The following is a 25,677-nucleotide window of genomic DNA, read 5'->3' on the forward strand; positions in this document are numbered from 1 at the left end:
GCAATTATTCCTTATCTTCACTGGTTTGTTGGGCAGCTTTTTTCGCTTTAGCGCGCGCAACGGCGGCTGCGACAGCTGCTTTCTTGTCATTTTGTGGCTCAGCGGATGGTGTAGGCGCTTGATGACTCGCCTCACTATCCGTTGATTCTTGCTGTGCTGCTTTACGGGCTTTAGCACGGGCGACGGCTGCGGCTACTGCAGCTTTTTTATCACCCGCATCAGTGCCGTCTGGTGTCGCGGAAGCGGGTTCCGCAGGCGCATCGGATTGCTCAGCCGCTTTGCGCGCTTTGGCACGGGCGACGGCCGCGGCTACTGCAGCTTTTTTATCACCCGCATCAGTGCTGTCTGGTGCCGCGGAAGCGGGTTCCGAAGGCGCATCGGATTGCTCAGCCGCTTTGCGCGCTTTGGCACGGGCAACGGCCGCTGCGACTGCAGCTTTTTTATCACCCGCATCAGTGCTGTCTGGTGCCGCGGAAGCKGGTTTCGCAGGCGCATCGGATTGCTCAGCCGCTTTGCGCGCTTTGGCACGGGCGACGGCCGCKGCSACTGCMGCTTTTTTATCWCYTGCATCGGTGCTGTCTGATGTCGCRGAAGCTGGTTTCGCAGGCGCATCGGATTGCTCAGCCGCTTTACGCGCTTTGGCGCGGGCGATTGCAGCGGCGACTGCATCTTTCTTTTCGCTGCTTTGATCTGCCTCTACAGAAGTTGCGGCTACTTTTGCTGCTTTTCGCTCGCGAGCTTGCTGCTTGCGAGCCTCTCGCAGCTTCATCATTTCGCTATTGTCGGGCGATTCTTGTCCCGCTTTAGCGGCTTCCGCTTGTTTTGCTTTGGCGCGAGCAATGGCTGCAGCTACGGCAGGTTTTACGTCACTGTTTTGCTGGGCGGCTTTTTTCGCTTTAACACGTTCAACAGCGGCTGCGAGTGCATCATTGTTGCCTGCATTCTGCTGAGCGGCTTGCTTACGCCGTTCTGCAGCTTGGCGGTGTCGCTCTTCTCGCTCTTGCTTTTCGCGCTCCATACGTGCTTTTTTAGCCTCAAAGCGCTGACGTGCGCGCTCGGCGGCTTCTTTCTCTGCTTCTATTTCACGTATTTCAGCTTTTGCTTGGCGATAGTATTGCACCAAGGGGATTTCGCTTGGGCACACGTACGCACAAGCTCCACACTCGATACAGTCAAATAAATCGTAATCTTGGCATTTGTCGTAGTCTTGATCTTTGGCGTACCACTGCAATTGCTGAGGAAGTAAATTAACAGGGCAGGCATCAGCACAGGCGCTACAGCGAATACAGGCCATTTCCTGTTGAGCTGGGGCGATTTCTCGGCGAGTGGGGACCAATATACAGTTAGTGGTTTTGGTCACAGGAACCTCGTCATGAGGTGCCGTAAAGCCCATCATTGGGCCGCCGATAATCACACGGGGTAATTTTTTATCTTGCTTGTAGCCATGCTGGGCAAGCAAAAACGCAATGGGTGTGCCTAATAATGCCCAGCGGTTCTGCTGCGTTTGTAACGTTTTCCCTGTAAGGGTGACCACACGTTGAATCAAGGGCTCGCCATCGATCACCGCACGCTTAATCGCGTAGGTCGTTCCGATGTTTTGCATCAGCACACCAATACTGGCGGGGAACGCTTTGGCGGGCACTTCCTTACCCGTGATCAGTTTGATCAGTTGCTTTTCACCGCCTGATGGATACTTGGTGGGCACTACTTGAATTAAGATCTCTTGCTCAGCTTGTGCTGCCGCTGCTTTTAATGCTGCGATGGCCTCGGGTTTATTGTCCTCAATGCCAATGACGGCAAGTTTGGGTTTGACAATATGCATGAGGATCTGGGTGCCGGTGATGATTTCGTTGGCACAATCTTGCATCAAACGATCATCTGCCGTGATGTAAGGCTCGCACTCTGCCGCGTTGATAATCAGGATCTCGGTGCGGGCGACGCCACTTTGTAGTTTGCGTGCAGTCGGGAAGCCTGCGCCTCCCATGCCGGCAATGCCCATGGCACGAATATGGTTGATGAGCTGTTCCGGAGCTTGTTCGCGGTATTGACGTAAATGTGGCTTTGGTCCCCAAATATCTTTGCCATCCGGTGCGATAACCACACATTGATCCGATAAGCCCGATGGATGCGCGATGGTTCTGTCTTCAATCGCGATCACTTTTCCTGACGTTGGGGCGTGGATGGGAACGCATTGCTGCATATCGGTTTCGGTCATTGGCTGGCCGGCTAAGACCTGATCGCCAACCTTAACCAGCAGTTTACCTTTGCTGCCAATGTGTTGTTTAAGCGGTAGCACCAAGGTTTCTGGCATGGCTACCGGTAAAATGGCGCCATGATTGGACTGTTTTTTGTTTTCAGGAGGATGAATGCCGCCATGGAAGTCCCAAACTTGGCCGTGTTTGATTTGCTCAATAAGGCTTAACATCAAGCTTGTGCTCCCTGTTTATTTGTTACGTCAACCACAGGAATTTGTTCCAGTTTCCACTTCCAAGTTTCCGGTGTGTCTTGTACCGGAATCATTTCAATACAATCCGTGGGGCAAGGGGCTACACACAGGTCACATCCGGTACAGTCTTGCTCGATAACGGTATGCATCGCTTTTGTACTACCCACGATGGCATCCACTGGGCAGGCTTGGATACACTTGGTGCAACCAATACAGTCTTCTTCGTGGATAAAGGCGACTTTTTTGACGCTTTTTTCTTCGTCATGCGCAAGTTCTGTTGCTTCGACACCCATCAAGTCGGCTAGGTTCTCAATGGTTTGTTGGCCGCCGGGCGGGCACTTATTGATATCGTCGCCGTTTGCAATGGCCTCGGCATAGGGACGGCAGCCCGGATAGCCACATTGGCCGCATTGGGTTTGGGGTAAAATCGCGTCAATTTGATCCACGATTGGGTCCGCATCCACTTTAAAGCGGATCGACGCAAAACCGAGGATGGCACCAAAGATGGCTGCCAGTGCCGCAATAACCATAACGGCAATAACAATTCCACTCATGACAACTTCACCAATCCTGTAAAGCCCATAAAGGCGAGAGACATTAACCCGGCCGTGATCATTGCCACTGAGGCGCCGCGAAATGGAGCGGGTACGTCAGCGGCCGCAATACGCTCACGCATGGCGGCAAAAAGCACCAGCACCAGCGAGAAACCACAAGCTGCACCGAACCCATAGATGATGGATTCGATAAAACTGTGTTGTTGCTTGATATTAAGCAGCGCGACCCCAAGAACGGCGCAGTTCGATGTAATCAAAGGCAGGAACACGCCAAGCAAGCGGTACAGAGTGGGACTAGTTTTGTGCACTACCATTTCGGTAAATTGCACAACGACTGCGATGACCAAGATAAAACTCAGCGTTCGCAGATAACCCAGTTCAAGTGGGACCAGTATATAGGTTTCAACCAAATATGAGCTCACCGAGGCAAGGGTCAGCACAAACGTCGTTGCCAGACCCATACCTATTGCAGTTTCCAGTTTTTTTGAAACGCCCATAAATGGACACAGGCCCAAAAACTCCACCAGTACGAAGTTGTTGACCAATACCGTGCCCACTAAAAGCAACAAATACTCAGCCATGCTGTTTAATCATTTAATGTTTTTGTGATCTGCCTATTATCGGCCTTTGGCGCGGCTATAACAACCGCTGTAAAGCAGGGTTTTTGTGTTGGCTCGTGTAAGGACTACGTAACGGACCACCACAACGCTTACTTGAGGGTAGTGGATGGAACAATAAGACGATCAGTTTTGTGGTGATGCAAAAAAGCGCAGCGGCTTGGAGAGTGATTAAGAAAGACCTGCGACATAATCTGCGCAGCAGATAGGGTAAATACTTAGAGACAATATCGATGCGATAAGGAAAGTGGCTCCCCCTGCGGGAGTCAACGGGGACGCCTAGTCCTGCGACATAATCTGCGCAGCAGATAGGGTAAACACTTACCGACAATATCGGTGTGATAAGGGAGGTGGCTCCCCCTGCGGGAGTCAACGGGGACGCCTAGTCCTGCGACATAATCTGCGCCGCAGACAGGGTAAACACTTAGAGACAATATCGATGCTATAAGGAAGGTGGCTCCCCCTGCGGGACTCGAACCTGCGACATACGGATTAACAGTCCGCCGTTCTACCAACTGAACTAAGGGGGAACAGATTTTTTGAAATTGGCTCCTCCGATTGAACTCAACGGGGGCGCCTAGCCCAGTGACATATTCCGCATAGCGGAACGGTTAGCTTGCATAACTAAGTCTGTCATCGGACACAAAATTGGCTCCCCCAACTGGACTCAACGGGGGCGCCCAGCCCAGTGACATATTCCGCATTGCGGAACGACTAGCTTGAATAACTAAATCTGTCATTGGACACAAAATTGGCTCCCCCAACTGGACTCGAACCAGTGACATACGGATTAACAGTCCGCCGTTCTACCAACTGAACTATGGGGGAATTGCTTTTCAAGAATAACTTCCACCATATGGTGAAAAGTGGTTCCCCTTTGGGACTCAACGGGGACGCCTAGTCCTGCGACATATTCTGCGTAGCAGAAATGATACAGGCAATGCGAAACGCATAATTTCTCACAAAAGTGGCTCCCCCTGCGGGACTCGAACCTGCGACATACGGATTAACAGTCCGCCGTTCTACCAACTGAACTAAGGGGGAATTGCCTTGAAAGCGGGGCGAATCTTAGCGAGCAGATTTAGGGGTGTCAACGGGATGCAGTGAAGAATTTTGACCTTTTTGACTGAGTGTTGAAAAGGTGAACGCTATATGTTGACAATTCGTGCAAAACGGCAAGTTTTCCATCTTTGGCTTGTATGGTATGTCTTGACTGGTGAGAAGGCAGAGTGCACAAGGCTTCTACGGAGTTACCCACAAATTCTGTGGATAAGTGTGTGTGCAGATCTTGAGGAAGTCACTATGGTGTTGATTTTATGCGTGCGGCGAAAATCAATCCATTTATATTTTTTGGTTAAGGTAATGAAAATTGGTGTTTTTTTCCTAAGAATGAACGTTGTGAGAGTACGGCCTGATGTATGCTTATGCACAGTATGAAAAACAAGCGATAAGTGAATAGCGGGGATAGATTATCGAAAAAAGGCGGTGACTTCGCCTAGATATTGGCGTTTTGAAAGTGTCTTTAGCGGGGATTTCCTAAAGCGGAAAGACAGTCTATCTAGGTCGTTTTTTAAGGTCAACGTTTATGGATAAAAAAGATCGATTTGTCGTTCGCTTTGGTAAAATGGCTCGACAGATTGACTCGATAAAGTGAGTCCGGACAATAGCGTGATTGGCTTGTGGCCCAAAAGGATAGCTTGATGAGTAAAACATTTTCTCTTCGTTCTTCGTTCCAACCATCCGGTGATCAACCTGAAGCAATCCATAAATTATGTGAGGGGTTGGAAGCTGGGCTTGCACATCAGACCTTGTTAGGGGTCACGGGGTCGGGAAAAACCTTCACCATGGCGAATGTGATTGCAGAGCTTAATCGTCCGACCATGATTCTTGCCCCTAACAAAACATTAGCGGCGCAACTTTATGGCGAGATGAGAGAGTTTTTCCCTGATAATGCGGTTGAGTATTTTGTTTCCTACTACGACTACTATCAGCCGGAAGCCTATGTACCCTCTACCGATACTTTTATTGAGAAAGATGCATCAATAAACGATCACGTAGAGCAGATGCGACTCTCTGCAACAAAAGCGCTGATGGAGCGACGTGATGTGGTAATCGTGGCCTCTGTGTCAGCTATTTATGGTTTGGGGGATCCCGATTCCTATTTAAAAATGATGCTGCATATTCGCCGAGGCGACTTGCTTGATCAGCGTACTATCTTAAAGCGGCTCGCCGAGCTTCAGTATACGCGCAACGATCTCGCGTTTGAGCGAGGCACATTTCGGGTGCGCGGTGAAGTCATTGATATTTTCCCCGCCGAGTCTGATCAAGATGCCATCCGCGTTGAGCTATTTGATGATGAAGTTGAAACCATTAGCGTATTTGACCCCTTAACTGGCCAAGTCAGTGCCAGAGATATTCCGCGGTGTACGATTTATCCCAAAACGCACTATGTCACACCGCGAGAGCGGATTTTGGATGCGGTCGAGAAAATCAAAGTCGAGCTTGCTGAGCGGAAAAAGTATCTACTCGACAATAACAAACTTCTCGAAGAGCAGCGCATTACTCAGCGGACGCAGTTCGATATCGAAATGATGAACGAGTTGGGTTATTGCTCAGGAATTGAAAACTATTCGCGCTATCTGAGTGGACGCGCTGAGGGTGAGCCGCCTCCGACGCTGTTCGATTATCTGCCTGCCGATGGACTGTTGATTATCGACGAGTCGCACGTGACTGTCTCTCAAATCGGGGCAATGTTTAAAGGCGACCGCTCAAGAAAAGAAACCCTGGTAGATTATGGCTTTAGGTTGCCATCAGCACTCGATAATCGCCCGCTAAAATTTGATGAGTTTGAAGCTCTGGCACCGCAAACGGTCTATGTCTCCGCAACGCCGGGTAATTATGAGCTTGAGAAGTCCGCGGGAGATGTGATTGATCAAGTAGTGCGTCCTACCGGACTGATTGACCCTGAGATTGAGGTACGGCCTGTCGCGACGCAGGTCGACGATTTGCTTTCCGAGGTTCGAGCGCGCCGAGAGCGCGATGAGCGGGTGTTAGTGACCACGCTTACCAAACGCATGGCCGAAGATCTGACTGAGTATATGCAAGAGCATGGCGTTCGCGTTCGGTATCTTCATTCTGATATTGATACGGTGGAACGTATGGAAATCATTCGTGACCTACGCTTGGGGGAGTTCGACGTATTGGTCGGGAYCAACTTGCTTCGTGAGGGGCTCGATATGCCAGAAGTCTCTCTGGTTGCTATTTTGGATGCCGATAAAGAAGGCTTTTTGCGCTCTGAGCGTTCTTTGATTCAAACCATCGGGCGGGCGGCGCGTAACCTCCACGGTAAAGCGATTTTATATGGCGACAGTATTACAAAGTCGATGAAACGGGCGATTGACGAAACCGAACGACGTCGAGCTAAACAAATTGCCTATAATAATGAACATGACATCACCCCGCAGAAATTGAACAAAAAAGTCATGGATGTGATGGAAATGGCGGCGGGTAAACGCGTGAAGAAAGGTAAGCCAGCCATGAAGTCGCTTCGCGCTGTGGCAGAGCCGGATGCAGATTATACACTGCAATCGCCTCAAGCCATTGATGCTCAGATTAAGAAGCTGGAAGGACAGATGTATGAAGCGGCGCAAAACTTAGAGTTCGAAAGCGCGGCACAATTACGCGATCAAATTCAAGTGCTGCGAGAGCAGTTTATCGCGAATAGCTAAATAAAAAAAAGCCAACCTAAAACGACAGGTTGGCTGTAGTGTTTCAGTGAGCATGTACTCACAAACAACGTCAGTTGGCTAGGTGACCCCAAAAGGGTCATCCTCTGTTATGCATTCAGCGTGCCAACTATTATAATGCGGCTTTACATGGACAAACCGTGTGGTTTTAGTGAGTTGTTATCATTAAACTGCAAATGTGATTGCATAATGCAACGCATTTCGCATACGCTCGCGCAATTATTATGAGCGTGACGCATAACAATTTCATCGATTATGGGATGCGAGACGCCACCCTCGGAGGACAAATGCCAACACTATCACACAGTAAACGCATACTGATGGTAGAAGACACCGCGTCAGTGGCTGCCCTTTACAAATCTTACCTAAACCCACTTGATGTGGAGGTAGAGATCGTTGGGACGGGTCAGGAAGCGCTGAATTTCTTTGCACAACAGGGTGATCAGCTCGCGCTAATTATACTCGATCTTCGTTTACCGGATATGTCGGGGATCGACGTATTGGCTCATGTCCGTGCGAACGCGCCAAGTTTACCCGTGATCATTATGACCGCGCATGGGTCTATTGACGCGGCGGTGGATGCGATGCGCAATGGCGCCAACGATTTTCTGATCAAGCCGTGTGAAGCAGATCAACTTAGGGTGACGGTGAATAAATCACTCAAGCCAAAAGTAGCGAGTCAATCCCAGTCTGAACGGCAAGAGGGAGAATATCATGGCTTCATCGGTCGCAGTTTACCCATGCAAGCGGTCTATCGAGTTATAGAATCGGCGGCGCCCAGTAAAGCCACCGTCTTTATTACCGGGGAAAGTGGCACGGGTAAAGAAGTGTGTGCCGAAGCCATCCATGCGGCAAGTACGCGCAGCAATAAACCCATTATTGCCTTGAACTGTGCGGCGATTCCCAAAGACTTGATTGAAAGTGAGCTATTTGGTCACGTGAAAGGCGCGTTTACAGGTGCAGCGGCTGAGCGTGATGGGGCAGCGGAGTTAGCGGATGGCGGCACCTTGTTCTTGGATGAGATTTGCGAAATGGATTTGGATTTGCAATCCAAATTGCTGCGATTTATCCAAACCGGCACGTTTCAAAAAGTCGGCTCTTCCAAGGTAAAAAAAGTGGATGTCCGTTTTGTGTGCGCCACAAACCGGGATCCTTGGTTAGAGGTTCAGCAAGGAAAGTTTCGTGAAGATTTGTACTACCGACTCCATGTGATCCCTCTCGCGCTTCCGCCATTAAGAGACAGAGGCAGTGATGTTCTAGAAATTGCCAATGCTCTGTTGGCGCTGTTTTCTGCCGAGGAAGGGAAAGACTTTTGTCGCTTTAATGACGCCGTTGTAAAACAACTGCTTGAATATGATTGGCCCGGAAATGTTCGCCAACTTCAGAACGTAATCCGCAATATAGTGGTGCTGCACAATGGTGAGGAAGTCACTGCCGAAATGCTTCCACCTCCTTTCGCGCGCGCATCTGGTGTCGAAATTGCATCGTCCCATCCGAACACTCGGTCAGAGGTGGCACTGCAAACGTTGACGGCACGCGAACAGAGTGATGATAACCTGACTGCAATCAGTAAATCGGATATCGAACCGCTGTGGAAAACGGAAAAACGTGCCATTGAAGTTGCGATTGATGCCTGTAATGGCAACATTCCGCAAGCAGCAGGATTATTGGAAGTTAGCCCCTCGACCATTTATAGAAAATTACAAGCTTGGCAAAAAACTGCGGCGAATTAATGATAGGAAGCGGATGTATGGCCACCACAGTGAACACTGAAACATTACGTCGACTGGCTTTGGAAGTAGGGGAAGATACTGTCACCGTGCTTTTAACGGTATTCAGCGATGAGCTTTCCCAATATCATTCTCAGCTTTCAGGCTCACCGTCGATTGAACAGGTACGAGAAATTAGTCATGCGATTAAAAGCAGCGCCGCTAGCTTTGGCGCAGACGATTTAGCGGAAATGGCCCGTGAGTGCGAATCTCGTGTCCGTCAAGGACAAGATGAGTGGATGTCACACCATTTGGACGAGCTGACCGATATGCTACGCGGCACAGCCTCGACTTACCGAGACTTAGCTGTTGAGCAGGACTTCATCAATAGCTTGACGTAGCTTGTCTCTGTCATGACGCCAACTGTGATTTGAAGAGGCCAATTGGGCCTCTTTTTGTTGATAACGCTCAGCTAAACTCGCCTCTGCCGTTTCACCCAACACCCAGTCGATTTCTCGTCCGCCCATCGCTCGTTCACACCATGTCAGCATGGTTGCCAAGGGCATCGCGCCGGCGGGCCCCAACTCTTTACCTAGGTTACGAATAAAGACGATTTTGGCTTGGCTCTGTTTGAGAGCGCGACTGAGTTCAGGAACCAGTAATGGGGGCATGACGCTGGTCAGAAAGCTTCCTGGTCCGAGCAAAATGACATCCGCCAACTCAATCGCTTCGACGGCCTCGCGTGTCGCAGGCACTGTCGGTGATAAGAATAGTCTTGATGGTGGTTGAGGAAGCTCATCAATATGGGTTTCTCCAGCCACCGTCTCCCCATCGGCGGTCAGCGCAGCGAGATCAGAAGGGTGCTCTGACATAGGGAGAATATGTGTTTTTACATTCAGCAAATCACGGATCAACTGAATGGCTTCGAGCGGACGAACCGACAGGTTATCTAATGCGGTTAGGATCAAGTTCCCGAGGTTGTGACCGTTTAATTCCCCTTTACCTTTAAAACGGTACTCAAAGAGCATGGAGCCGACAGACGGTTCCGTGATGAGTTGATTAAGACAGTTACGCATATCTCCCCATGCGATCCCGCCTTGGCAAGCACGGATACGGCCCGTCGAGCCGCCATTATCTGTAGTGGTGACTATGCCTGTGACACGACTGCCATGCTCGCTTAGCGCCGACAGCACGCGACCAAGTCCGTGTCCGCCACCAATGGCGACAATGCGGGTTGTTCGATCAGAAAGAGGCGATAAGGTCATGAGTAACCGTTCGATGTGCTATGTACGTAAACGCCGAGTTTACTGAATAAGTGACCGAAAGTGTAAAAGTCAGAGCAGGGTTTTGTGAATTGGCAATAAAAAAGGGTAACTGTGGTGGTTACCCTTGCCTATAAAATCACCAAATCAAGTGAATAGGCCAAATCGCAAGGCAGCACTAAAAATAGGGGGATAAAGGGGTGACGCTCGAAACGTCACCGCTTTTCCGTTTGTTTGGCCGCGTTAATGCGGATCTTGCATCATGCTAAGAAGGTAATCCCGCGTGGTGCCACAAGAGTTGTTGGCCATCAGCTGCTGTTTCTCTGTAGTAGGAAGTGGCAGCAATTCGAGCCAACGCTGGCACAGCCAGCTCAGGTTAGAAAACTCGGTTTGGCGGTGCATTTTTTGCAACTCTGGATACCGTTCAAACATCGACTGTAATCGCTCGACAAGGGGTTGGCTTTGGTCGTCTACTTGACAATCGGGCCAGCGAGGCAGTGCACGCACAGAAGCAAACAGCATCTCGCTCTGTTGTTGGTTAAAAGTTTGGATTGAAAAACGTGCAGTGCCGCGGGCGGTGACAACTAAACATCCATCTTCCTGGCTGGTGGTGAAGTCTTCGATATCGACAAAGGTGCCAATATTGGTGTGTTGCCATTGGCTGTTGCTGTCCGCCATACACACGCCCAACGGTAACCCATGCTTCATGGCGAATACGAGCGTATTCAGCGCATTACCCGCAGGGATACGAAGCGGAATTCTACCTCCAGGTAGAATGTGGCGGTCGTTAAACAAAATCGGTGTAGATTGAGCCATAATGCACCCCCTGACGAGCAAATAAATCGGTCTAGTAATCTAGATACTGCAAAAGGGGTGCCTACTTTTCTAAATGCCTATGTATCCTAGTAAGGACAAGGGAAGCCGGTGTTTTTAAGACAAGTAGAATCGGTTTAGTCGCATTTTGCGACGCAAATGTATGAGCTTTTGTACTATTCTGCAATGACGCTTATGAAGACGGTTGGCGACTCCACTTGCTGAGTTGACGATAACACTGAGTTTCGGCGCGATTGAGCTCGTCCATGATGGCTTGGATGTCTTCTTGTTGTTGCTGCAAGCGACGTTGACGTTGCTGAATGGCTTGAATCATTTGTTGGAGTGCGCGCGGTGTGTTTTTTTCCGCGTCGTACAGTTCAAAAAGCTCTCTCATTTCTGCCAAAGAAAAGCCGAGGCGTTTTCCCCTCACAATAAGAGACAGGCGCAAATAGTCTTGATATCGATATAAGCGCTGCTGACCTTTACGCTCAGGCGCGATTAATCCTTCAGCCTCATAATAGCGAATGGCTCGATGTGACAGGCCAAAGAGTGTTGCCAGTTCAGAAATTTTGTAGCGATGGTTGACCGAGGTTGCCATGGCATCAATGTCCCTATTGTTGCACGTTGCTGCATAGTAACCGAGCTCAGCGACATCGCAAGGTATGGCGTCGGTATTTTTGGATAAAAAAATAGCCTCCAAGGGAGGCTATTAATTATTTACTTTCAATCGCAACTGTTAGCTGTCGCGTTGTGGTTTTTTGCCCTTATTTGGGTTGTAACCATGACGAACGCGCGCGCACAGTGGGCGAGAGGTTGAACCTTGTGGTCTCATTGTCAGTTGTAGCTCTTTGTCGGAAGTGAAAACTGTGATGGTGTCGGGAACAACTCACCATCACGTGTATGATGGGCTAGATGTAATCGAATAACAATCTTATTTGCTCAAAAAAGCAACGATATTGGTATTTCGTCTAAACAGAGACTTATTATCATTTAATGTTATTAAAACAATCCGGTAAGCGGTCGATAACGCGCGGTGGAGTATCCATTGACAGTGTTTTGCTTTTCCTGTGACAAAGGTGTAGCTTAAATGTTGCACAAGCGGTTTGTACTCAAACGACTTTTAGGGCTCCAATCGCCTTAGTTTGAGTGTCTGTGCCGAATGGCTACTTGTTCAGGAGGACACAATGAAGCACAAGCGCTATAGCAATAAGAAAATCAAAGAAATGATCCACGACGCAGTACCACAAATGGAAAAAGCCCGGGAAGAAGGGCGTTCTTTATACGATCAGGATAGAGACTCGGCTCAGGAGGACCATCCCGCTTTCGAAACCGATGAAGCCAAAAAATAGAGTTTGATTTCTTTGACCTAGCCAGCGAAATTCGCTGGCTTTTTTATATCTAGGCTGAGGTGAAGACTCACTGCTCCTAACTAACATATTGATGAATATGTTATTTATTTGGTCGCTCCTATCAGCGCTGAGAGCGGTTGTTTTGTGACCGTGGTACCTCTCTGACATTATGGTAAAGCGTTAGGGTTGAGTTTTATTGACAAATAGCGTTTAGTGGCATCATTTACATATGAGTAACATTTTCGGGTTTGAGTTGAGTGTGATCGTCTGCAGATAAATAGTGTCATAGCGGTTTGTCCGTTTTTCGAGCGGAATGATAGCCGCAAATGGCTAGCCAGTACGCAGAAACAGTATAAATGGAAATTTATTCGGTTTTTTTATTCTTTCTGTGAATAAAGTGCTATCTGCTCCAGCTCTTACCAGCTCAATGTTCTTATTCTATGTTTTTATCTAGTTAAATATGAGTTTTTATTGCCGTTTTATGGCAAAATACTTCAGTGTTGTGGCAAAACACAGCGCTGATTGGTAATGTTTTGCCATTAATCCGCACAGGTCGGTGAGCAATACGTGTTTAGGCACGAAGGACGCTTTATCCCCTGTGTTGATTGTCACGGATGCATATAGCGATTGTTATGGAGTTACACGATGAAGCTAAACACGATCACCCGAACCCTCTTTATGGGCGCTGGCCTATCTCTGGCTCTTACAGGATGTAGTGAACCAGAGCAAAAACAAACCTCCCAAACGAGCCCTGAAACGAAAACCGAAGCGCCTGCTGGTGAGCCGAAACTTGCTGAAGTGCAAGAGTTGGTTCGTGGTAATGGTGCAGAAGTCGCTTCACTCGACCCGCACAAGACTCAAGGCGTACCTGAATCCCACGTCATTCGTGATTTGCTGGAAGGCTTGGTTAACCAAGACGCCGACGGCAATGTGATCCCTGGGGTCGCAGAGCGCTGGGAAAACAAAGACAACAAAGTGTTCACCTTTTACTTGCGTAAGGATGCTAAGTGGTCAAATGGCGATCCTGTCACCGCACACGACTTTGAATACAGCTTTAAACGTGTTGTCGATCCGAATACCGCGTCACCATACTCATGGTATGTTGCTTATACCCATATGCTCAATGCCAAAGACATTGTTGATGGTACCAAAGACAAAGACACTTTGGGTGTGAAAGCGCTAGACGATCACACCCTGCAAGTCACCTTAGATACCGCGGTACCTTATTTGGTGAAAATGATGGGTCATACCACCATGAAGCCAGTCAACCAAAAAGTCGTTGAGAAGTATGGCGATCAGTGGACAAAACCCGAGCACTTTGTGGGTAATGGCGCCTATGTCGTGGATAACTGGGTAATCAATGAGCGCATTGATCTTAAGCGTAACGAACAGTATTGGGATAATGAAAACACGACGTTAGATAAAGTGACTTTCTTACCCATTGAAAACCAAGTTTCGGAAATGAATCGTTTCTTGGCCGGTGAGATTGATATGACGTATGAAATTCCCAACGAGCATTTCCGTCGTCTTAAACAGGAGCACCCTGAAGATCTTTCGATCGTCGGTAACCTGTGTAGCTACTATTACCTGTTCAACACTAAACGCGAACCCTTTGATGACGTTCGTGTACGTAAAGCCTTGTCTTACGCCATTGACCGTAATGTCGTGACTGACGCACTACTTGGCCAAGGCCAAAAGCCTGCTTACTTCCTCACGCCAGAAATTACAGCGGGCTTCTCACCAGAGTTACCGGCTTATGCGAAAATGACCCAAGAAGAGCGTGATGCAGAAGCAAAACGTCTTCTCAAGGAAGCCGGTTTTGACGAAAGTAATCCACTTGATTTCTCATTGCTCTACAACACCAGTGAGAACCACAAAAAACTGGCCGTTGCGATTGGTCAAATGTGGAAAGACAAGCTGGGTGTGAATGTAGAACTCAATAACCAAGAGTGGAAAACCTACCTGAGCACCAAGGATGAAGGTGACTTTGATGTGGCACGCGCAGGTTGGTGTGGTGACTATAACGAAGCCTCTACCTTCTTAACATTGATGCGCAGTACCAATACATCAGGCGGTGTGCATTACGACAGCAAAGCCTACGATGCCATCATGCAAAAAGCGATGGAAACCACGGACGATGCTGAGCGTGAGCAACTGTACCTAGACGCAGAAGCGCAAATGGCGAAAGACATGCCGATCGCGCCTATCTATCAGTATGTTAAAGCGCGTCTCCTTAGCCCGAAAGTGGGCGGGTTCCCTGCGAATAACGCTGAAGAGAAGATCTTCTCTAAAGATCTTTACATTAAAGCGGAATAAACTCCTGACTCACAGCTAACTGAGGGAGTCGCCACAGGCGACTTCCTTGGCTGGCTGTCGCTGTCTGTGAGGTCTATTCAGACAGCGCTCGCTGTGATTCTCAAAACGATACGGTACAGCTATGTTGAAATTTATCGCTAAGCGAATTTTGGAAGCCATTCCAACTTTGTTGGTATTGATCACTGTTTCCTTTTTCTTAATGCGGTTTGCGCCCGGCAACCCTTTTTCAAGTGAGCGTCCGTTACCCCCAGAGGTAATGGCCAACATTAATGCTAAGTATGGCTTGGATAAGCCGGTGTTCGAACAATACACCACCTACCTTGGCAATATTTTACAGGGTGACTTTGGTCCCTCATTTAAATACATCGATTTCTCGGTGAACGAACTGATCGCGGGGGCATTTCCAGTCTCTGCCCAAATCGGCGCATTGGCGTTTTTGTTCACTTTAGTGTTTGGGGTCACGATTGGCACCATTGCGGCACTCAAGCAAAACACTTGGATTGACTATGCCATCATGTCGACAGCCATGCTTGGGGTGGTAATGCCATCATTTGTTCTCGCTCCAGTGTTGATTTATATCTTCTCGATTAATCTCGGTTGGCTTCCTGCTGGTGGCTGGCAAGGTGGTGGCTGGCAATTCATGATCCTACCCATGATAGGCATGTCGCTGCTTTACGTGGCAACATTTGCGCGTGTTACTCGAGGCAGCATGATTGAAACCTTGAATAGTAACTTCATTCGTACCGCTCGCGCGAAAGGGCTGAGCTACCCCAAAATTATTGTTAAGCATGCACTTAAGCCGGCGATGCTACCGGTTGTTTCCTACATGGGGCCTGCGTTTGTGGGGATTATTACCGGTTCGGTTGTGATTGAAACCATCTTTGGGTTGCCTGGCATCGGTAAGTTATTCGTGAACGCAGCGTTTAACCGCGACTATTCACTGGTACTGGGCTGCACCATCTTAATTGGTACGCTCACCATTCTGTTTAACGCTATCGTCGATATCCTGCTGGCGTATATCGATCCTAAGATCCGTTACTAGGGGTGACATAATGCTGACGAAAAAAGAAAATATTGACGCCCTCGAGAGCTTCTCTGAACAAGTCGATGTGAAGGGTCGAAGCTTATGGCAAGATGCTGCGGTGCGTTTTCGACGCAACCGTGCGGCGATGGCAAGTTTGGTCATCCTGTTTTTGATTGGTCTTAGTGTGATTATTGGACCACACCTAAGTGCCTATGCCTACGATGCGACCGACTGGTATGCTATCCATGCTGCGCCATCATTTGGTATGGAAGGGCATTGGTTTGGTACCGATGCGCTAGGACGTGATTTGTTTACCCGCACCATGATGGGCGGACGCATTTCAATTATGGTCGGTGTCATGGGGGCACTCGTCGCGGTGTTGATTGGTACTCTATATGGTGCCACATCAGGCTTTATTGGCGGCCGCACGGATGCTGTCATGATGCGCTTAGTCGAAATCCTCCAATCTATTCCATTCATGTTCTTCGTGATTGTATTGGTTACCTTCTTTGGCCGTAATATCGTTCTGATCTTCGTGGCTATCGGCTGTATTGCGTGGCTAGATATGGCACGTATTGTTCGTGGTCAAACCCTGAGTTTACGCAGCAAAGAGTTCGTCGAAGCCGCACACGTTTCAGGGGTGAGTACACGCCATATTATTACGCGCCATATCGTGCCAAACGTGCTCGGTATTGTTGCGGTTTACTCGACCTTGCTTGTGCCCAATATGATTTTGTTTGAATCATTCCTAAGTTTCTTGGGACTAGGGGTGCAAGAGCCGATGACCAGTTGGGGGGCGTTGTTGCAAGAGGGCTCTCAAACGATGGAACTCGCGATTTGGCAATTGCTTTTCCCTGCGGCCTTTATGGTGATGACACTGTTTTGCTTTAACTATGTCGGCGATGGTTTACGCGATGCGTTAGACCCGAAAGACAGATAAGTCATTTAGGGTTCTTACCGTAAAAAAGCAAAAATATGGGAAAGCGCAGGTTTATCGCCTGCGCTTTTTTGTTATGGTCTAGTTACAAGTGTTTCAAGGATGAGAATAGCGCTGGCGTTATGCGAGTGCGTTGTAATGACAAGGAGCTGTCATGAAATCCCTTTCGATCCAATGGAAAGTCACGTTGGTGGCTGGCGCCTGTGTCGCCATTACGGCAGCAGCGCTGCTGAGTTTTTCGTCGTACGTGAATCAGCAATTCCATCAAACCGTCAGCGCTGCGAGTACGCAGAGCTTAAAACAATCCGCACAGCGCTTAGCGACAAGCCAAGCACAAGTGCAAGCCACCCATGTTCAACGTTCGCTTGATGAGGCGGTGTACCGCGCACAAATGCTGGCCCAAAGTGTGGTGTATTTACAGTATAACGCGGAGCAAAATTTTACGGACAGTGGTGAGCTTCGCGGCTCGATTAATGAACTCGTCCGTCGCTCGGTCGTGAACTTCGACACTGTGCAAGCAGCGTTTGTCGTGTTTAAGCCCAATGCACTTGACCAAGAAGATGAGTTTTACCAATTAGACAGTGAACGCGGCGCCAATGCCGCAGGTCGCTTTGCCAGTCTATGGCAAAAGCGTGGTGACCAGTTGACGCCATCAGTGCTGAGCGAATCACAAATTAATGATACCGCCCGCACCGCCTCCGGGCAGTCCAGCAATTATTGGTATCAATGCCCGCTCAGCCAAGGTACAGCTTGTGTGTCTGCCCCCCAAAGCGATACAGAAGGTTTACATGTTACGATTTCCTCACCGCTGATGCGTGATAGTGACGTGCTCGGTGTACTGGGGATTGAGATCCAATTGAATGATCTACAAGCCTTGATTGAGCAAGCGGACCAAGCACTCTTTGACGGCCGTGGGCATATTAGTGTGATCAGCCAGCGTGGTCAGCTAGTGGCAACCGATGAGCCGAATGCATTGGGGAGTGATATCTCGCAATTGCGTTATGCACCATCTCAGCTGTCAGAGTGGATAAGCGCAGGGGACGCGAAAACGCAGTGGCAGCAAGGCCAATTAATGACCTATGTGCCGATTGCGTTACCCAGTGCAACATGGGGAGTGCTCATTTCGCTGCCGGAACAAGCATTGCTGGCGAGTGCGACACAGCTAGCGTCGCAGATAACCGCGCAACGCGCGCAAGCCGCCACAACTGAGCGTACCTTGGGTGTGATTGCCATTCTACTGGCTTTAGTCGTCGTGAGTCTTGCTGCACGGCAAATTGTTAAACCATTACGCCTTTTAGCCTCTCGGTTAGCGGAGATTGCGGATGGTGATGGCGACCTGACTCAGCGCATTATCCTCAAAAACCGCGATGAAATTGGTGTATTAGCTGGGCGGTTTAATCGCTTTCTCGATAAGCTCCAGCCCATCATGGCAAACGTGATTGATAGCGTTAAAGAAGCGGAACACACCGCTAAAGAAGTATCACGCGTGGCGGCGCAAACTCGAGATGGTAGTCGTGAACAAGTCTCAAGCTTGGACGCGGTGGCAACGGCCTCGGAACAAATGACGCAAACGGCGACGCAAGTCGCCCGCCATACCGAATCCGCGCTAAGCGCGGCCAGTGCCGTGAACACTGCGACGGAGCGTGGAGAGGCGATTGTCACAACCTCGTCTGAAGCGATGGCGCGCTTGGTCGAGACCCTCAATGGTGCCACGCATGATGCGCAAGCTTTACATAAAAGCAGCCAAGACATTACCGAGATTTTAACCGTTATTGATACCATGTCAGAGCAAACCAATTTACTTGCGTTAAACGCGGCCATTGAAGCGGCGCGCGCAGGGGAGCAGGGACGCGGGTTTGCGGTGGTCGCAGACGAAGTCCGAGAATTGGCCCAGCGAACCAACCAGTCTATCTCGCAGATCCGTACTGTTATTGACTCGCTGCAGTCAGGGGCTGACTCCGTTGTCTCTGCTATTCACGATGGTAATCAACTGGCAGATCATACCGCGGAAAAAGTGCAAGAAACCGTAACCAGCCTAGATCAAATACGTGCGGCGATGCAGGAGATGATGGATCTGAATAGTGAAATAAGTGCTGCGGCTGAACAACAAAGTGCCGTCTCAGGCGATGTCACCCAAAACGTGACGCATATTCGTCAGCGCAGTGATGAACTCTTGTCGCATGCTGAATCTACCGCCAGCATCGCTAGCCAGCTTGAAGGGTTAGCAGGCCGCCAGCGTGCGCTCACGGCCCAATTTAAAGTATAACCTTGATGAGACGCGGTTACTCTGGTGCTTCCTCGAGAGGATACCAGTAGCCGCGATTGACCCAAAGCGTGAGCATCGGCCAAAACAGGCTATTGTCAGCGGCATCGCCGAGGGTTTCCCAATCAATAAAGCGCTGATTACATAACGCTGGGGTGAGTGACTCACACCCTGCGGGTAAATTAAAGCTTTCACCGAGCATAAAAATCATTTCAGGCTGGTCTGGGTGATAAAACGCACGCAAGCCACTGAGTTTTTCTAAGCAAAGCCCATCTTGCATGGCGGCTTTGAGGCTATCAGGCTGCCACTGCGGATCGGGGCTGAGCAAGTCGAGCTCGTGTCGAGCCTGAGAGAGAAACTCGCCAATCCAGCGCTTTTTACGGGTTTCGTCGTGCATTAACGCCATCATCATCTCATCCATTTGCGCGAGATGTTGTGGATCCAATGCTGCCGGCGCGTCGGGTTGTGCTTGCATGGCTGGCCAATGGAAATGATGGTCGCCTGCTTCATCGACGATAACTTGGTCGGCATAGCTACTCAATAGCTCGCGGGCTTTTGGTGAGCGATAGCCAATTGAGTAACTGAGCGAGGGCTCTAGCGTATCCCCTTCATGCGGAAAGCCTGGTGGGATATAAAGAATGTCGCCCGGCTCTAACACCACATCGATGATGGCATCGAAGCCGGTAATTTGCTTGAGACCTGTTTCCAAATTGGCTTCTTGATACTGCCCCTTGGGCCCCACACGCCAGCGACGACGCCCTTGGCCTTGCACAATAAAGACATCATATTGATCAATATGAGGACCAACGCCGCCATGCGGTTGGGAATAGCACACCATAAGATCGTCGAATAACCACTGAGGCAGTGTCGAAAAGGCACTGGCTAACTCGCGGGCGCCCGGGTGCCAGTGGTTGGCTGCCTGAACAATCAGTTGCGCGTGAGTATCAGGAAAGTCGCTAAAACCCTCAAACGGTCCGTGGGCAACCTGCCATTGCCCATTCGCGTGTGTCACCATGCGAGAATCAATATCGGCTTCCATCGCCAAGCCTGCGACTTCCTCTGGGTCGATGGGATCCTCGAAATCTATAAAGCCTTGACGGATAACGGTAGGCGCTTGGTGCCAATAGGTGGACATAAAGTCGGCAATGGAAAATTGAAACTGATACATAGCATCACAGGTTAAGAAATTTGCGGCAGTATAACGCGCTGAGCGGGGCGGTGCGAGGGGGAGAAAAAACGGCCCCCAAATGGAGGCCGTTAGGTATGGGAGCGCTTTGCTTAAAGTTTGTCTGTGAGCTTGACCGCATCACCAATATAATTGGCAGGCGTCATTTGTTTAAGACGAGCTTTTTCATGCTCCGGCAAATCAAGGCCGTCGATAAACTGGCGCATGCCTTCACCGTCGACACGTTTCCCGCGCGTGAGCTCTTTCAGCTTCTCGTACGGCTTCTCAATCCCATAACGACGCATTACGGTTTGAACGGGCTCTGCCAGTACTTCCCAGTTTTTATCCAATTCAGCTTCGAGCGCCGCTTGGTTCACTTCCAGTTTGCTGATCCCTTTTAGGGTCGAGGTATAAGCAATCAAGGTGTAGCCTACACCCACGCCCAAGTTACGCAGCACGGTGGAGTCAGTCAGATCTCGCTGCCAACGAGAAATCGGTAGCTTTTGGCCCAGATGAGAGAAAATCGCGTTCGCCAACCCTAGGTTRCCTTCCGAGTTTTCAAAATCAATCGGGTTCACTTTATGTGGCATGGTTGATGAACCAATTTCGCCCGCAACGGTTTTTTGCTTAAAGTGGCCGAGTGCAATATAGCCCCAGATATCGCGGTCAAAATCGATCAAGATAGTATTAAAGCGCGAGACGGCATCGAAAAGCTCGGCAATGTAATCATGCGGCTCAATTTGGGTTGTATACGGGTTCCAATCAATACCAAGCGAGGTGACAAAGGCTTCGCTGTAGGCGTGCCAATCAATCTCTGGATAGGCTGAGAGGTGCGCATTGTAGTTACCGACTGCGCCGTTGATCTTACCGAGAATTTCAGTGCTCTCGACTTGTTTGATTTGGCGCGCCATGCGGTAGGCAACGTTCGCCATCTCTTTACCCATGGTCGAAGGAGACGCAGGCTGGCCGTGGGTGCGAGAGAGCATAGGCACATCACGGAACTGCTGAGCCAGATCTTTCACCGCCGCTTCCAGGCGCTTCATCTCAGGTAAGATAACGGTATCGCGGGCTTCTTTAAGCATCAGCGCGTGAGACAGGTTATTGATGTCTTCAGAGGTACAAGCGAAGTGGATAAATTCGTTAACTGCATTCAGCTCAGGGTTGTCAGCCACTTTTTCTTTTAAAAAGTATTCAACCGCTTTGACGTCATGGTTGGTGGTGCGCTCAATCTCTTTGATGCGCGCAGCGTCTTGCTCACTAAATTCAGCGGCAATGCGATCCAATAATGCATTGGCCTCATCACTAAACGCAGGCACTTCTGTGATGCTGTCAGTCGCAGCAAGCTTTTGCAGCCAGCGGATCTCGACGATGGTACGATACTTCAATAATCCAAATTCACTAAAAATCGATCGCAACGCAATCGTTTTCGTGCCATATCGGCCATCGACCGGGGAAACAGCAGTCAGCGCTGACAGTTCCATTTTTTGTCTCCTGAGTTCAATCTGATTAGGTACGGGCTAGAATGATTTTGGCCTGTTCAACCATGTTTTTACGGCCAAAGATGAGGTGTCTGCGTTTGCCGCCAACTTGGCGCCATAATACAGCACTGCGGATCCCTGACAGCAAAATGGCACGCACGCGATGTTGAACACCGGTTTGTTGTAAATGCTGAGGATCACCAGAAACTTGAATCCGTGGGCCCAGAGGGCTGATCACGTCGAGGTAAATGCTGGCAAGGTTACTGATCATCTGCTCATCGAGCAAATCGAAATGGCTGACTTGGCGCTCGATGGTTTCAATACGATCACCGAGCTGGGCCATCGCATCACGGCGACTGGCAAGCTTGCGCTCTAAAGCCAATAGGTTGATGAGATAGCGCGTCAGCTCCGTCCCATTACGGCCGTTATCGAGTTGATGGATCAGTGTTTCCAAGCCAATACGTAGGCCGCGTTCGCCATCACCTGTGATTTCCCCCGCCTCACCACGAAAGACGTCGAGGGTCGAGGAAGGGTTGGTCACAATTATGCTGCTTAAACTGGTGCGCAGCGCATCTTGGTCGCAATATCCCTGACGGGATACATCTTGCACCAACTTGGCTGCTTGACAAATGCTCGCAAAGGCGAGGGTGCGATCATAAATCGTCTCTGCCACTGATCACGGCTCCTTAAATGCGTTGCTCGATGATGCCACCGCCAAGACACACGTCGCCATCATAAAACACGGCAGATTGGCCAGGCGTAACGGCAATTTGCGGTTCATCGAAAGTAACTTTAATCGTGTCATTATCGATAGGCGTGATAGTACATGATATATCATGCTGACGGTATCGTGTTTTCACCGCACAGCGACGTGGCTCAGTGATAACTTCGCGATCGACCCAGTGCAATTGGGCGGCAATTAAGCCTTCTGAATACAAACGAGGATGGTCGTGACCCTGACCGACAATCAGTACATTGCGTGCGACATCTTTATCGACCACATACCAAGGCTCTTCGCTACCATTACCGCCTTTCATGCCGCCAATCCCCAGCCCTTTTCGTTGGCCGAGTGTGTGATACATATATAAGAAATAGCTTTGATCTTTATTGCCATCTAGGCCGCGCAACATTTGTGCTTTTTCGCCATTTTCTGGGAACGAACGGCGTACATAGTGACCCATAGCAATGTAGTCAGCGTCTAGCACTTCGTCAGCAAATTCGAGAAATGCCTTAAATTTGATTTCTTTGTTACAAAGAATGTCTGGATTAGGCGTACGGCCTGCTTTGTACTCCGTTAGGAAGTGCTCGAAAACATTATCCCAATACTCAGCGGCGAAGTTGATGGTGTGCAGTTCAATGCCTAGCTTATCGCAAACGGCTTGTGCATCGGCCAAGTCTTCTGCAGCAGAGCAGTATTCTTCGTTGTCATCCTCTTCCCAGTTTTTCATAAACAGGCCTTCGACCTGATAACCCTGTTGTTTCAACAAGTAGGCAGAAACGGACGAATCAACACCGCCGGACATTCCGACAATCACTTTTTTGCTGCTGTTATCTGACATGGTGATCACAAATGCTGCTATCAATAAACGGACGCTGAGTTTAACAGAATCCATTCGTCGGATACAGATGTGATAAGGCTCACACGTTAGCCGTTTCCCAAAGTGAGTAGATGGGTAGGTAGATGGTCGCGTGACCTGTGACCGATCCGGCATATGTTAATACTATTCATAGCAATGAGGGTTCATACTTGGGATTGGATGCGCGCCATCCTTGGCGCGGAGGGGCTGTGTGCGCAAATCGATCGATGGTGTGTTCAGGTATTCCTAGTACTCATTGCGTTTCTTCGACGGTGCGCGCTTGGACGAGCGAGTGCGCCCACGTGGTGCTTTCCCTTTTGCGCCTTTGGGTTTAGGGGTGAATTGCTCAAAGCCTTTCGGGGGAGCGACTTCACGCCACTGGCCCGGCTGTAAATCTTCCAGTTGCCACGGGCCCAGCTGAGCGCGGATCAAGCGCAGCGTCGGGTGGCCGATATGCGCAGTCATGCGGCGCACTTGCCGGTTTCGCCCTTCACGCAAAACCACTTTTAACCAAGTGGTAGGAATGTTTGCGCGATAACGAACCGGGGGATGGCGTTCCCAAACGGTGGGTGGTGCCATTTTGGTGACATCGGCAGGCAGCGTGAGGCCATCTTTTAATTCGACACCGTCGCAAAGTGCTTGGATTGCCTCTTCGCTGGGTTCGCCTTCAACTTGCACCCAATAGGTTTTGTCAGATTTGGAGGACGGCTGGGTCAGTCTTGCTTGTAAGGCGCCATTATTGGTAAGGACCAGCAACCCCTCGCTGTCCTTATCAAGCCGACCGGCTGGATAGACATCTTTGACTGATACGATGTCGGCCAGTGTGCTATCGGCGGGTTCGCCACTGAATTGCGTTAACATATTATACGGTTTGTTAACGAGAATAATGCGTGTAGTGCGTGGGGATGAAGCTTGAGTGGGCGGTGCTGTTAGCGCTTTTTTCGTTGTGTTTAAAACAGTGTTCGATGCTGGCTTGGCGCGGGGTTTCTTGGTCATAAGGACTGTCAAATAGATTAAACGGCAAATGAGACTTCCGTATTATACACGTAATAATCTGTTTGGCGTGTTGCCTGAATTCAAGTATCCTCAGTGCGCATCTTACACAAAGATAACAAATGGACGCTAGGAGATTAAAATGGAAAGTAAAGTAGTTGTACCGGCGGAAGGTCAGAAGATCACGCTCGACGGCACAAAACTGGTAGTCCCTAACCACCCAATCATCCCTTACATTGAAGGGGACGGCATCGGGATGGATGTTAGCCCTGCAATGATTAAAGTTGTTGATGCAGCAGTTGTTAAGGCCTACAACGGTGAGCGTAAGATTTCATGGATGGAAATCTACACCGGTGAGAAATCCACCAAGGTATACGGTGATGATCAATGGCTGCCTGCTGAAACACTTGATTTTATTCGTGAATACAAAGTTGCCATCAAAGGCCCACTGACAACCCCTGTGGGTGGTGGTATTCGTTCTCTGAACGTAGCCCTTCGTCAAGAACTCGATCTCTACATCTGCGCGCGTCCTGTTCGCTACTTCACTGGCGTTCCTAGCCCACTGAAAAAGCCAGAAGACACGGATATGGTGATCTTCCGTGAAAACTCAGAAGACATCTACGCGGGTGTCGAGTTTAAAGCAGGCACCGCGGAAGCGGATAAAGTGATTAAATTCCTGCGTGAAGAAATGGGCGCCAACAAAATCCGTTTCCCAGAGCAGTGTGGCGTAGGCATTAAGCCAATCTCAGAAGAAGGCACTAAGCGCCTGGTTCGTGCGGCGCTTGAGTACACCATCGATAACGATCGCGACTCACTGACTATCGTCCACAAAGGTAACATCATGAAGTTTACCGAAGGGGCGTTTAAAGACTGGGCGTATGAAGTGGCCAAAGAAGAATTTGGTGCTGAGTTGCTGGACGGCGGCCCTTGGATGACGATGAAGAATCCAAAAACCGGCAAACAAATCACGATTAAAGACTCCATCGCGGATGCGTTTTTGCAGCAAATCCTGCTGCGTCCGGCGGAGTATGATGTGATTGCCACCATGAACCTGAATGGCGACTACATCTCCGATGCACTGGCAGCGCAAGTTGGTGGTATCGGTATTGCTCCTGGTGCCAACATTGGTGACGGTGTGGCGCTGTTTGAAGCTACCCACGGCACTGCGCCGAAATACGCCGGTCAAGACAAGGTGAACCCAGGTTCACTCATTCTGTCTGCAGAAATGATGCTGCGCCATATGGGCTGGTTTGAAGCTGCTGATCTGGTGATCAAAGCAATGGAAAAAGCGATTGCGAACAAAACAGTGACCTATGACTTTGAGCGTCTGATGGAAGGTGCAAGCCTGCGTAAGTGCTCTGAGTTCGCAGATGACATGATTGCGCAAATGTAATCGCATTATCGCACGATGATAAAACCCGGCTCGCT

19 protein-coding genes, 3 tRNA genes and 1 pseudogene are annotated in these 25,677 nt (G+C 49.6%); 9 read left to right on the top strand and 14 right to left on the bottom strand.

What is annotated here, in order from left to right:
- Positions 1-4: 4 nt before the first annotated feature.
- The 6 genes from rsxC to BZJ17_RS05520 all read right to left on the bottom strand — a co-directional run bounded on the left by rsxC (position 5) and on the right by BZJ17_RS05520 (position 4,661).
- Complete coding sequence (gene rsxC, locus BZJ17_RS05495) at positions 5-2,425, bottom strand: electron transport complex subunit RsxC (RefSeq protein ID WP_077640051.1); 2,421 nt, start codon at positions 2,423-2,425, stop codon at positions 5-7.
- Complete coding sequence (gene rsxB / locus BZJ17_RS05500) at positions 2,425-3,000, bottom strand: electron transport complex subunit RsxB (RefSeq protein WP_077640052.1); 576 nt, start codon at positions 2,998-3,000, stop codon at positions 2,425-2,427. The genes rsxC and rsxB overlap by 1 nt, the downstream gene beginning before the upstream one ends.
- The gene (rsxA, locus tag BZJ17_RS05505; RefSeq protein WP_069590073.1) at positions 2,997-3,581 is read right to left on the bottom strand and encodes an electron transport complex subunit RsxA; all 585 of its coding nucleotides are present in this window, start codon (positions 3,579-3,581) and stop codon (positions 2,997-2,999) included. The genes rsxB and rsxA overlap by 4 nt, the downstream gene beginning before the upstream one ends.
- 490 nt (positions 3,582-4,071) lie before the next feature.
- A tRNA-Asn gene (locus BZJ17_RS05510) sits at positions 4,072-4,147 on the bottom strand.
- A gap of 222 nt (positions 4,148-4,369) precedes the next feature.
- A tRNA-Asn gene (locus BZJ17_RS05515) sits at positions 4,370-4,445 on the bottom strand.
- 140 nt (positions 4,446-4,585) lie between these two features.
- A tRNA-Asn gene (locus tag BZJ17_RS05520) sits at positions 4,586-4,661 on the bottom strand.
- Between the two features lie 656 nt (positions 4,662-5,317).
- On the opposite strand from BZJ17_RS05520, the gene uvrB reads away from it, so the two are divergent.
- The 3 genes from uvrB to BZJ17_RS05535 all read left to right on the top strand — a co-directional run bounded on the left by uvrB (position 5,318) and on the right by BZJ17_RS05535 (position 9,473).
- Positions 5,318-7,345 carry an excinuclease ABC subunit UvrB gene (uvrB, locus tag BZJ17_RS05525; protein ID WP_077640053.1) on the top strand — a complete coding sequence of 676 codons (2,028 nt, stop codon included), beginning with the start codon at positions 5,318-5,320 and terminating at the stop codon, positions 7,343-7,345.
- 305 nt (positions 7,346-7,650) lie between these two features.
- Positions 7,651-9,096 carry a quorum-sensing sigma-54 dependent transcriptional regulator LuxO gene (gene luxO / locus BZJ17_RS05530; protein WP_069590914.1) on the top strand — a complete coding sequence of 482 codons (1,446 nt, stop codon included), beginning with the start codon at positions 7,651-7,653 and terminating at the stop codon, positions 9,094-9,096.
- Positions 9,097-9,113: 17 nt separating this feature from the next.
- Positions 9,114-9,473, top strand: a complete 360-nt coding sequence (locus BZJ17_RS05535; RefSeq protein ID WP_069590917.1) for an Hpt domain-containing protein — start codon at positions 9,114-9,116, stop codon at positions 9,471-9,473.
- Here the strand turns inward: BZJ17_RS05535 and BZJ17_RS05540 are convergent.
- The 3 genes from BZJ17_RS05540 to BZJ17_RS05550 form a co-directional block, all read right to left on the bottom strand.
- Positions 9,435-10,337, bottom strand: a complete 903-nt coding sequence (locus tag BZJ17_RS05540) for a YvcK family protein (RefSeq protein ID WP_077640054.1) — start codon at positions 10,335-10,337, stop codon at positions 9,435-9,437. The two genes, BZJ17_RS05535 and BZJ17_RS05540, sit on opposite strands and share 39 nt — an antisense overlap.
- Before the next feature lie 240 nt (positions 10,338-10,577).
- Positions 10,578-11,150 (bottom strand): LON peptidase substrate-binding domain-containing protein, encoded by a 573-nt coding sequence (locus BZJ17_RS05545; protein WP_077640055.1) that lies wholly within the window; start codon positions 11,148-11,150, stop codon positions 10,578-10,580.
- 190 nt (positions 11,151-11,340) lie between these two features.
- The gene (locus BZJ17_RS05550) at positions 11,341-11,745 is read right to left on the bottom strand and encodes a MerR family DNA-binding transcriptional regulator (RefSeq protein WP_069590921.1); all 405 of its coding nucleotides are present in this window, start codon (positions 11,743-11,745) and stop codon (positions 11,341-11,343) included.
- A 586-nt stretch (positions 11,746-12,331) separates the two neighbouring features.
- On the opposite strand from BZJ17_RS05550, the gene BZJ17_RS17185 reads away from it, so the two are divergent.
- From BZJ17_RS17185 to BZJ17_RS05570, 5 genes are all read left to right on the top strand, one after another.
- Positions 12,332-12,496, top strand: coding sequence for a hypothetical protein (locus tag BZJ17_RS17185; protein ID WP_157893162.1), 165 nt, complete (start codon positions 12,332-12,334; stop codon positions 12,494-12,496).
- A 645-nt stretch (positions 12,497-13,141) separates the two neighbouring features.
- Positions 13,142-14,812 (top strand): ABC transporter substrate-binding protein, encoded by a 1,671-nt coding sequence (locus tag BZJ17_RS05555; protein ID WP_077640056.1) that lies wholly within the window; start codon positions 13,142-13,144, stop codon positions 14,810-14,812.
- A 121-nt stretch (positions 14,813-14,933) separates the two neighbouring features.
- A complete protein-coding gene (oppB, locus tag BZJ17_RS05560) occupies positions 14,934-15,854 on the top strand; it encodes an oligopeptide ABC transporter permease OppB (protein WP_069590926.1) in 921 nt (306 codons plus the stop codon).
- A 10-nt stretch (positions 15,855-15,864) separates the two neighbouring features.
- Positions 15,865-16,776: an oligopeptide ABC transporter permease OppC gene (gene oppC / locus BZJ17_RS05565; RefSeq protein ID WP_069590927.1), complete on the top strand. Its 912-nt coding sequence runs from the start codon at positions 15,865-15,867 to the stop codon at positions 16,774-16,776.
- A gap of 151 nt (positions 16,777-16,927) precedes the next feature.
- Positions 16,928-19,039 (top strand): methyl-accepting chemotaxis protein, encoded by a 2,112-nt coding sequence (locus tag BZJ17_RS05570; RefSeq protein ID WP_077640057.1) that lies wholly within the window; start codon positions 16,928-16,930, stop codon positions 19,037-19,039.
- A 16-nt stretch (positions 19,040-19,055) separates the two neighbouring features.
- Here BZJ17_RS05570 and BZJ17_RS05575 read toward each other — a convergent pair whose 3' ends face one another.
- The 5 genes and pseudogenes from BZJ17_RS05575 to BZJ17_RS05595 all read right to left on the bottom strand — a co-directional run.
- Complete coding sequence (locus BZJ17_RS05575) at positions 19,056-20,204, bottom strand: cupin domain-containing protein (RefSeq protein WP_077640058.1); 1,149 nt, start codon at positions 20,202-20,204, stop codon at positions 19,056-19,058.
- 110 nt (positions 20,205-20,314) lie between these two features.
- Positions 20,315-21,682, bottom strand: a complete 1,368-nt coding sequence (gene purB / locus BZJ17_RS05580; RefSeq protein ID WP_069587347.1) for an adenylosuccinate lyase — start codon at positions 21,680-21,682, stop codon at positions 20,315-20,317.
- Positions 21,683-21,707: 25 nt separating this feature from the next.
- A complete protein-coding gene (hflD, locus tag BZJ17_RS05585; RefSeq protein WP_069587346.1) occupies positions 21,708-22,352 on the bottom strand; it encodes a high frequency lysogenization protein HflD in 645 nt (214 codons plus the stop codon).
- Positions 22,353-22,365: 13 nt separating this feature from the next.
- Complete coding sequence (gene mnmA, locus BZJ17_RS05590) at positions 22,366-23,238, bottom strand: tRNA 2-thiouridine(34) synthase MnmA (RefSeq protein WP_077640094.1); 873 nt, start codon at positions 23,236-23,238, stop codon at positions 22,366-22,368.
- A 384-nt stretch (positions 23,239-23,622) separates the two neighbouring features.
- Positions 23,623-24,252: pseudogene (locus BZJ17_RS05595) on the bottom strand (pseudouridine synthase); the annotation flags it as partial.
- A gap of 139 nt (positions 24,253-24,391) precedes the next feature.
- Here BZJ17_RS05595 and icd point away from each other — a divergent pair.
- The gene (gene icd, locus BZJ17_RS05600) at positions 24,392-25,642 is read left to right on the top strand and encodes an NADP-dependent isocitrate dehydrogenase (RefSeq protein WP_077640060.1); all 1,251 of its coding nucleotides are present in this window, start codon (positions 24,392-24,394) and stop codon (positions 25,640-25,642) included.
- Positions 25,643-25,677: the final 35 nt, after the last annotated feature.

The sequence above is a fragment of the Salinivibrio sp. IB574 genome, assembly GCF_001996205.1.
GTDB lineage: Bacteria > Pseudomonadota > Gammaproteobacteria > Enterobacterales > Vibrionaceae > Salinivibrio > Salinivibrio proteolyticus.

Coding starts and splice junctions, on each gene's coding strand:
- rsxB (WP_077640052.1), bottom strand. CDS start 3,000: ATGAGTGGAATTGTTATTGCCGTTATGGTTATTGCGGCACTGGCAGCC.
- rsxA (WP_069590073.1), bottom strand. CDS start 3,581: ATGGCTGAGTATTTGTTGCTTTTAGTGGGCACGGTATTGGTCAACAAC.
- luxO (WP_069590914.1), top strand. CDS start 7,651: ATGCCAACACTATCACACAGTAAACGCATACTGATGGTAGAAGACACC.
- BZJ17_RS05535 (WP_069590917.1), top strand. CDS start 9,114: ATGGCCACCACAGTGAACACTGAAACATTACGTCGACTGGCTTTGGAA.
- BZJ17_RS05540 (WP_077640054.1), bottom strand. CDS start 10,337: ATGACCTTATCGCCTCTTTCTGATCGAACAACCCGCATTGTCGCCATT.
- BZJ17_RS05545 (WP_077640055.1), bottom strand. CDS start 11,150: ATGGCTCAATCTACACCGATTTTGTTTAACGACCGCCACATTCTACCT.
- BZJ17_RS05550 (WP_069590921.1), bottom strand. CDS start 11,745: ATGGCAACCTCGGTCAACCATCGCTACAAAATTTCTGAACTGGCAACA.
- BZJ17_RS17185 (WP_157893162.1), top strand. CDS start 12,332: ATGAAGCACAAGCGCTATAGCAATAAGAAAATCAAAGAAATGATCCAC.
- BZJ17_RS05555 (WP_077640056.1), top strand. CDS start 13,142: ATGAAGCTAAACACGATCACCCGAACCCTCTTTATGGGCGCTGGCCTA.
- oppB (WP_069590926.1), top strand. CDS start 14,934: ATGTTGAAATTTATCGCTAAGCGAATTTTGGAAGCCATTCCAACTTTG.
- oppC (WP_069590927.1), top strand. CDS start 15,865: ATGCTGACGAAAAAAGAAAATATTGACGCCCTCGAGAGCTTCTCTGAA.
- BZJ17_RS05570 (WP_077640057.1), top strand. CDS start 16,928: ATGAAATCCCTTTCGATCCAATGGAAAGTCACGTTGGTGGCTGGCGCC.
- BZJ17_RS05575 (WP_077640058.1), bottom strand. CDS start 20,204: ATGTATCAGTTTCAATTTTCCATTGCCGACTTTATGTCCACCTATTGG.
- mnmA (WP_077640094.1), bottom strand. CDS start 23,238: ATGTCAGATAACAGCAGCAAAAAAGTGATTGTCGGAATGTCCGGCGGT.
- icd (WP_077640060.1), top strand. CDS start 24,392: ATGGAAAGTAAAGTAGTTGTACCGGCGGAAGGTCAGAAGATCACGCTC.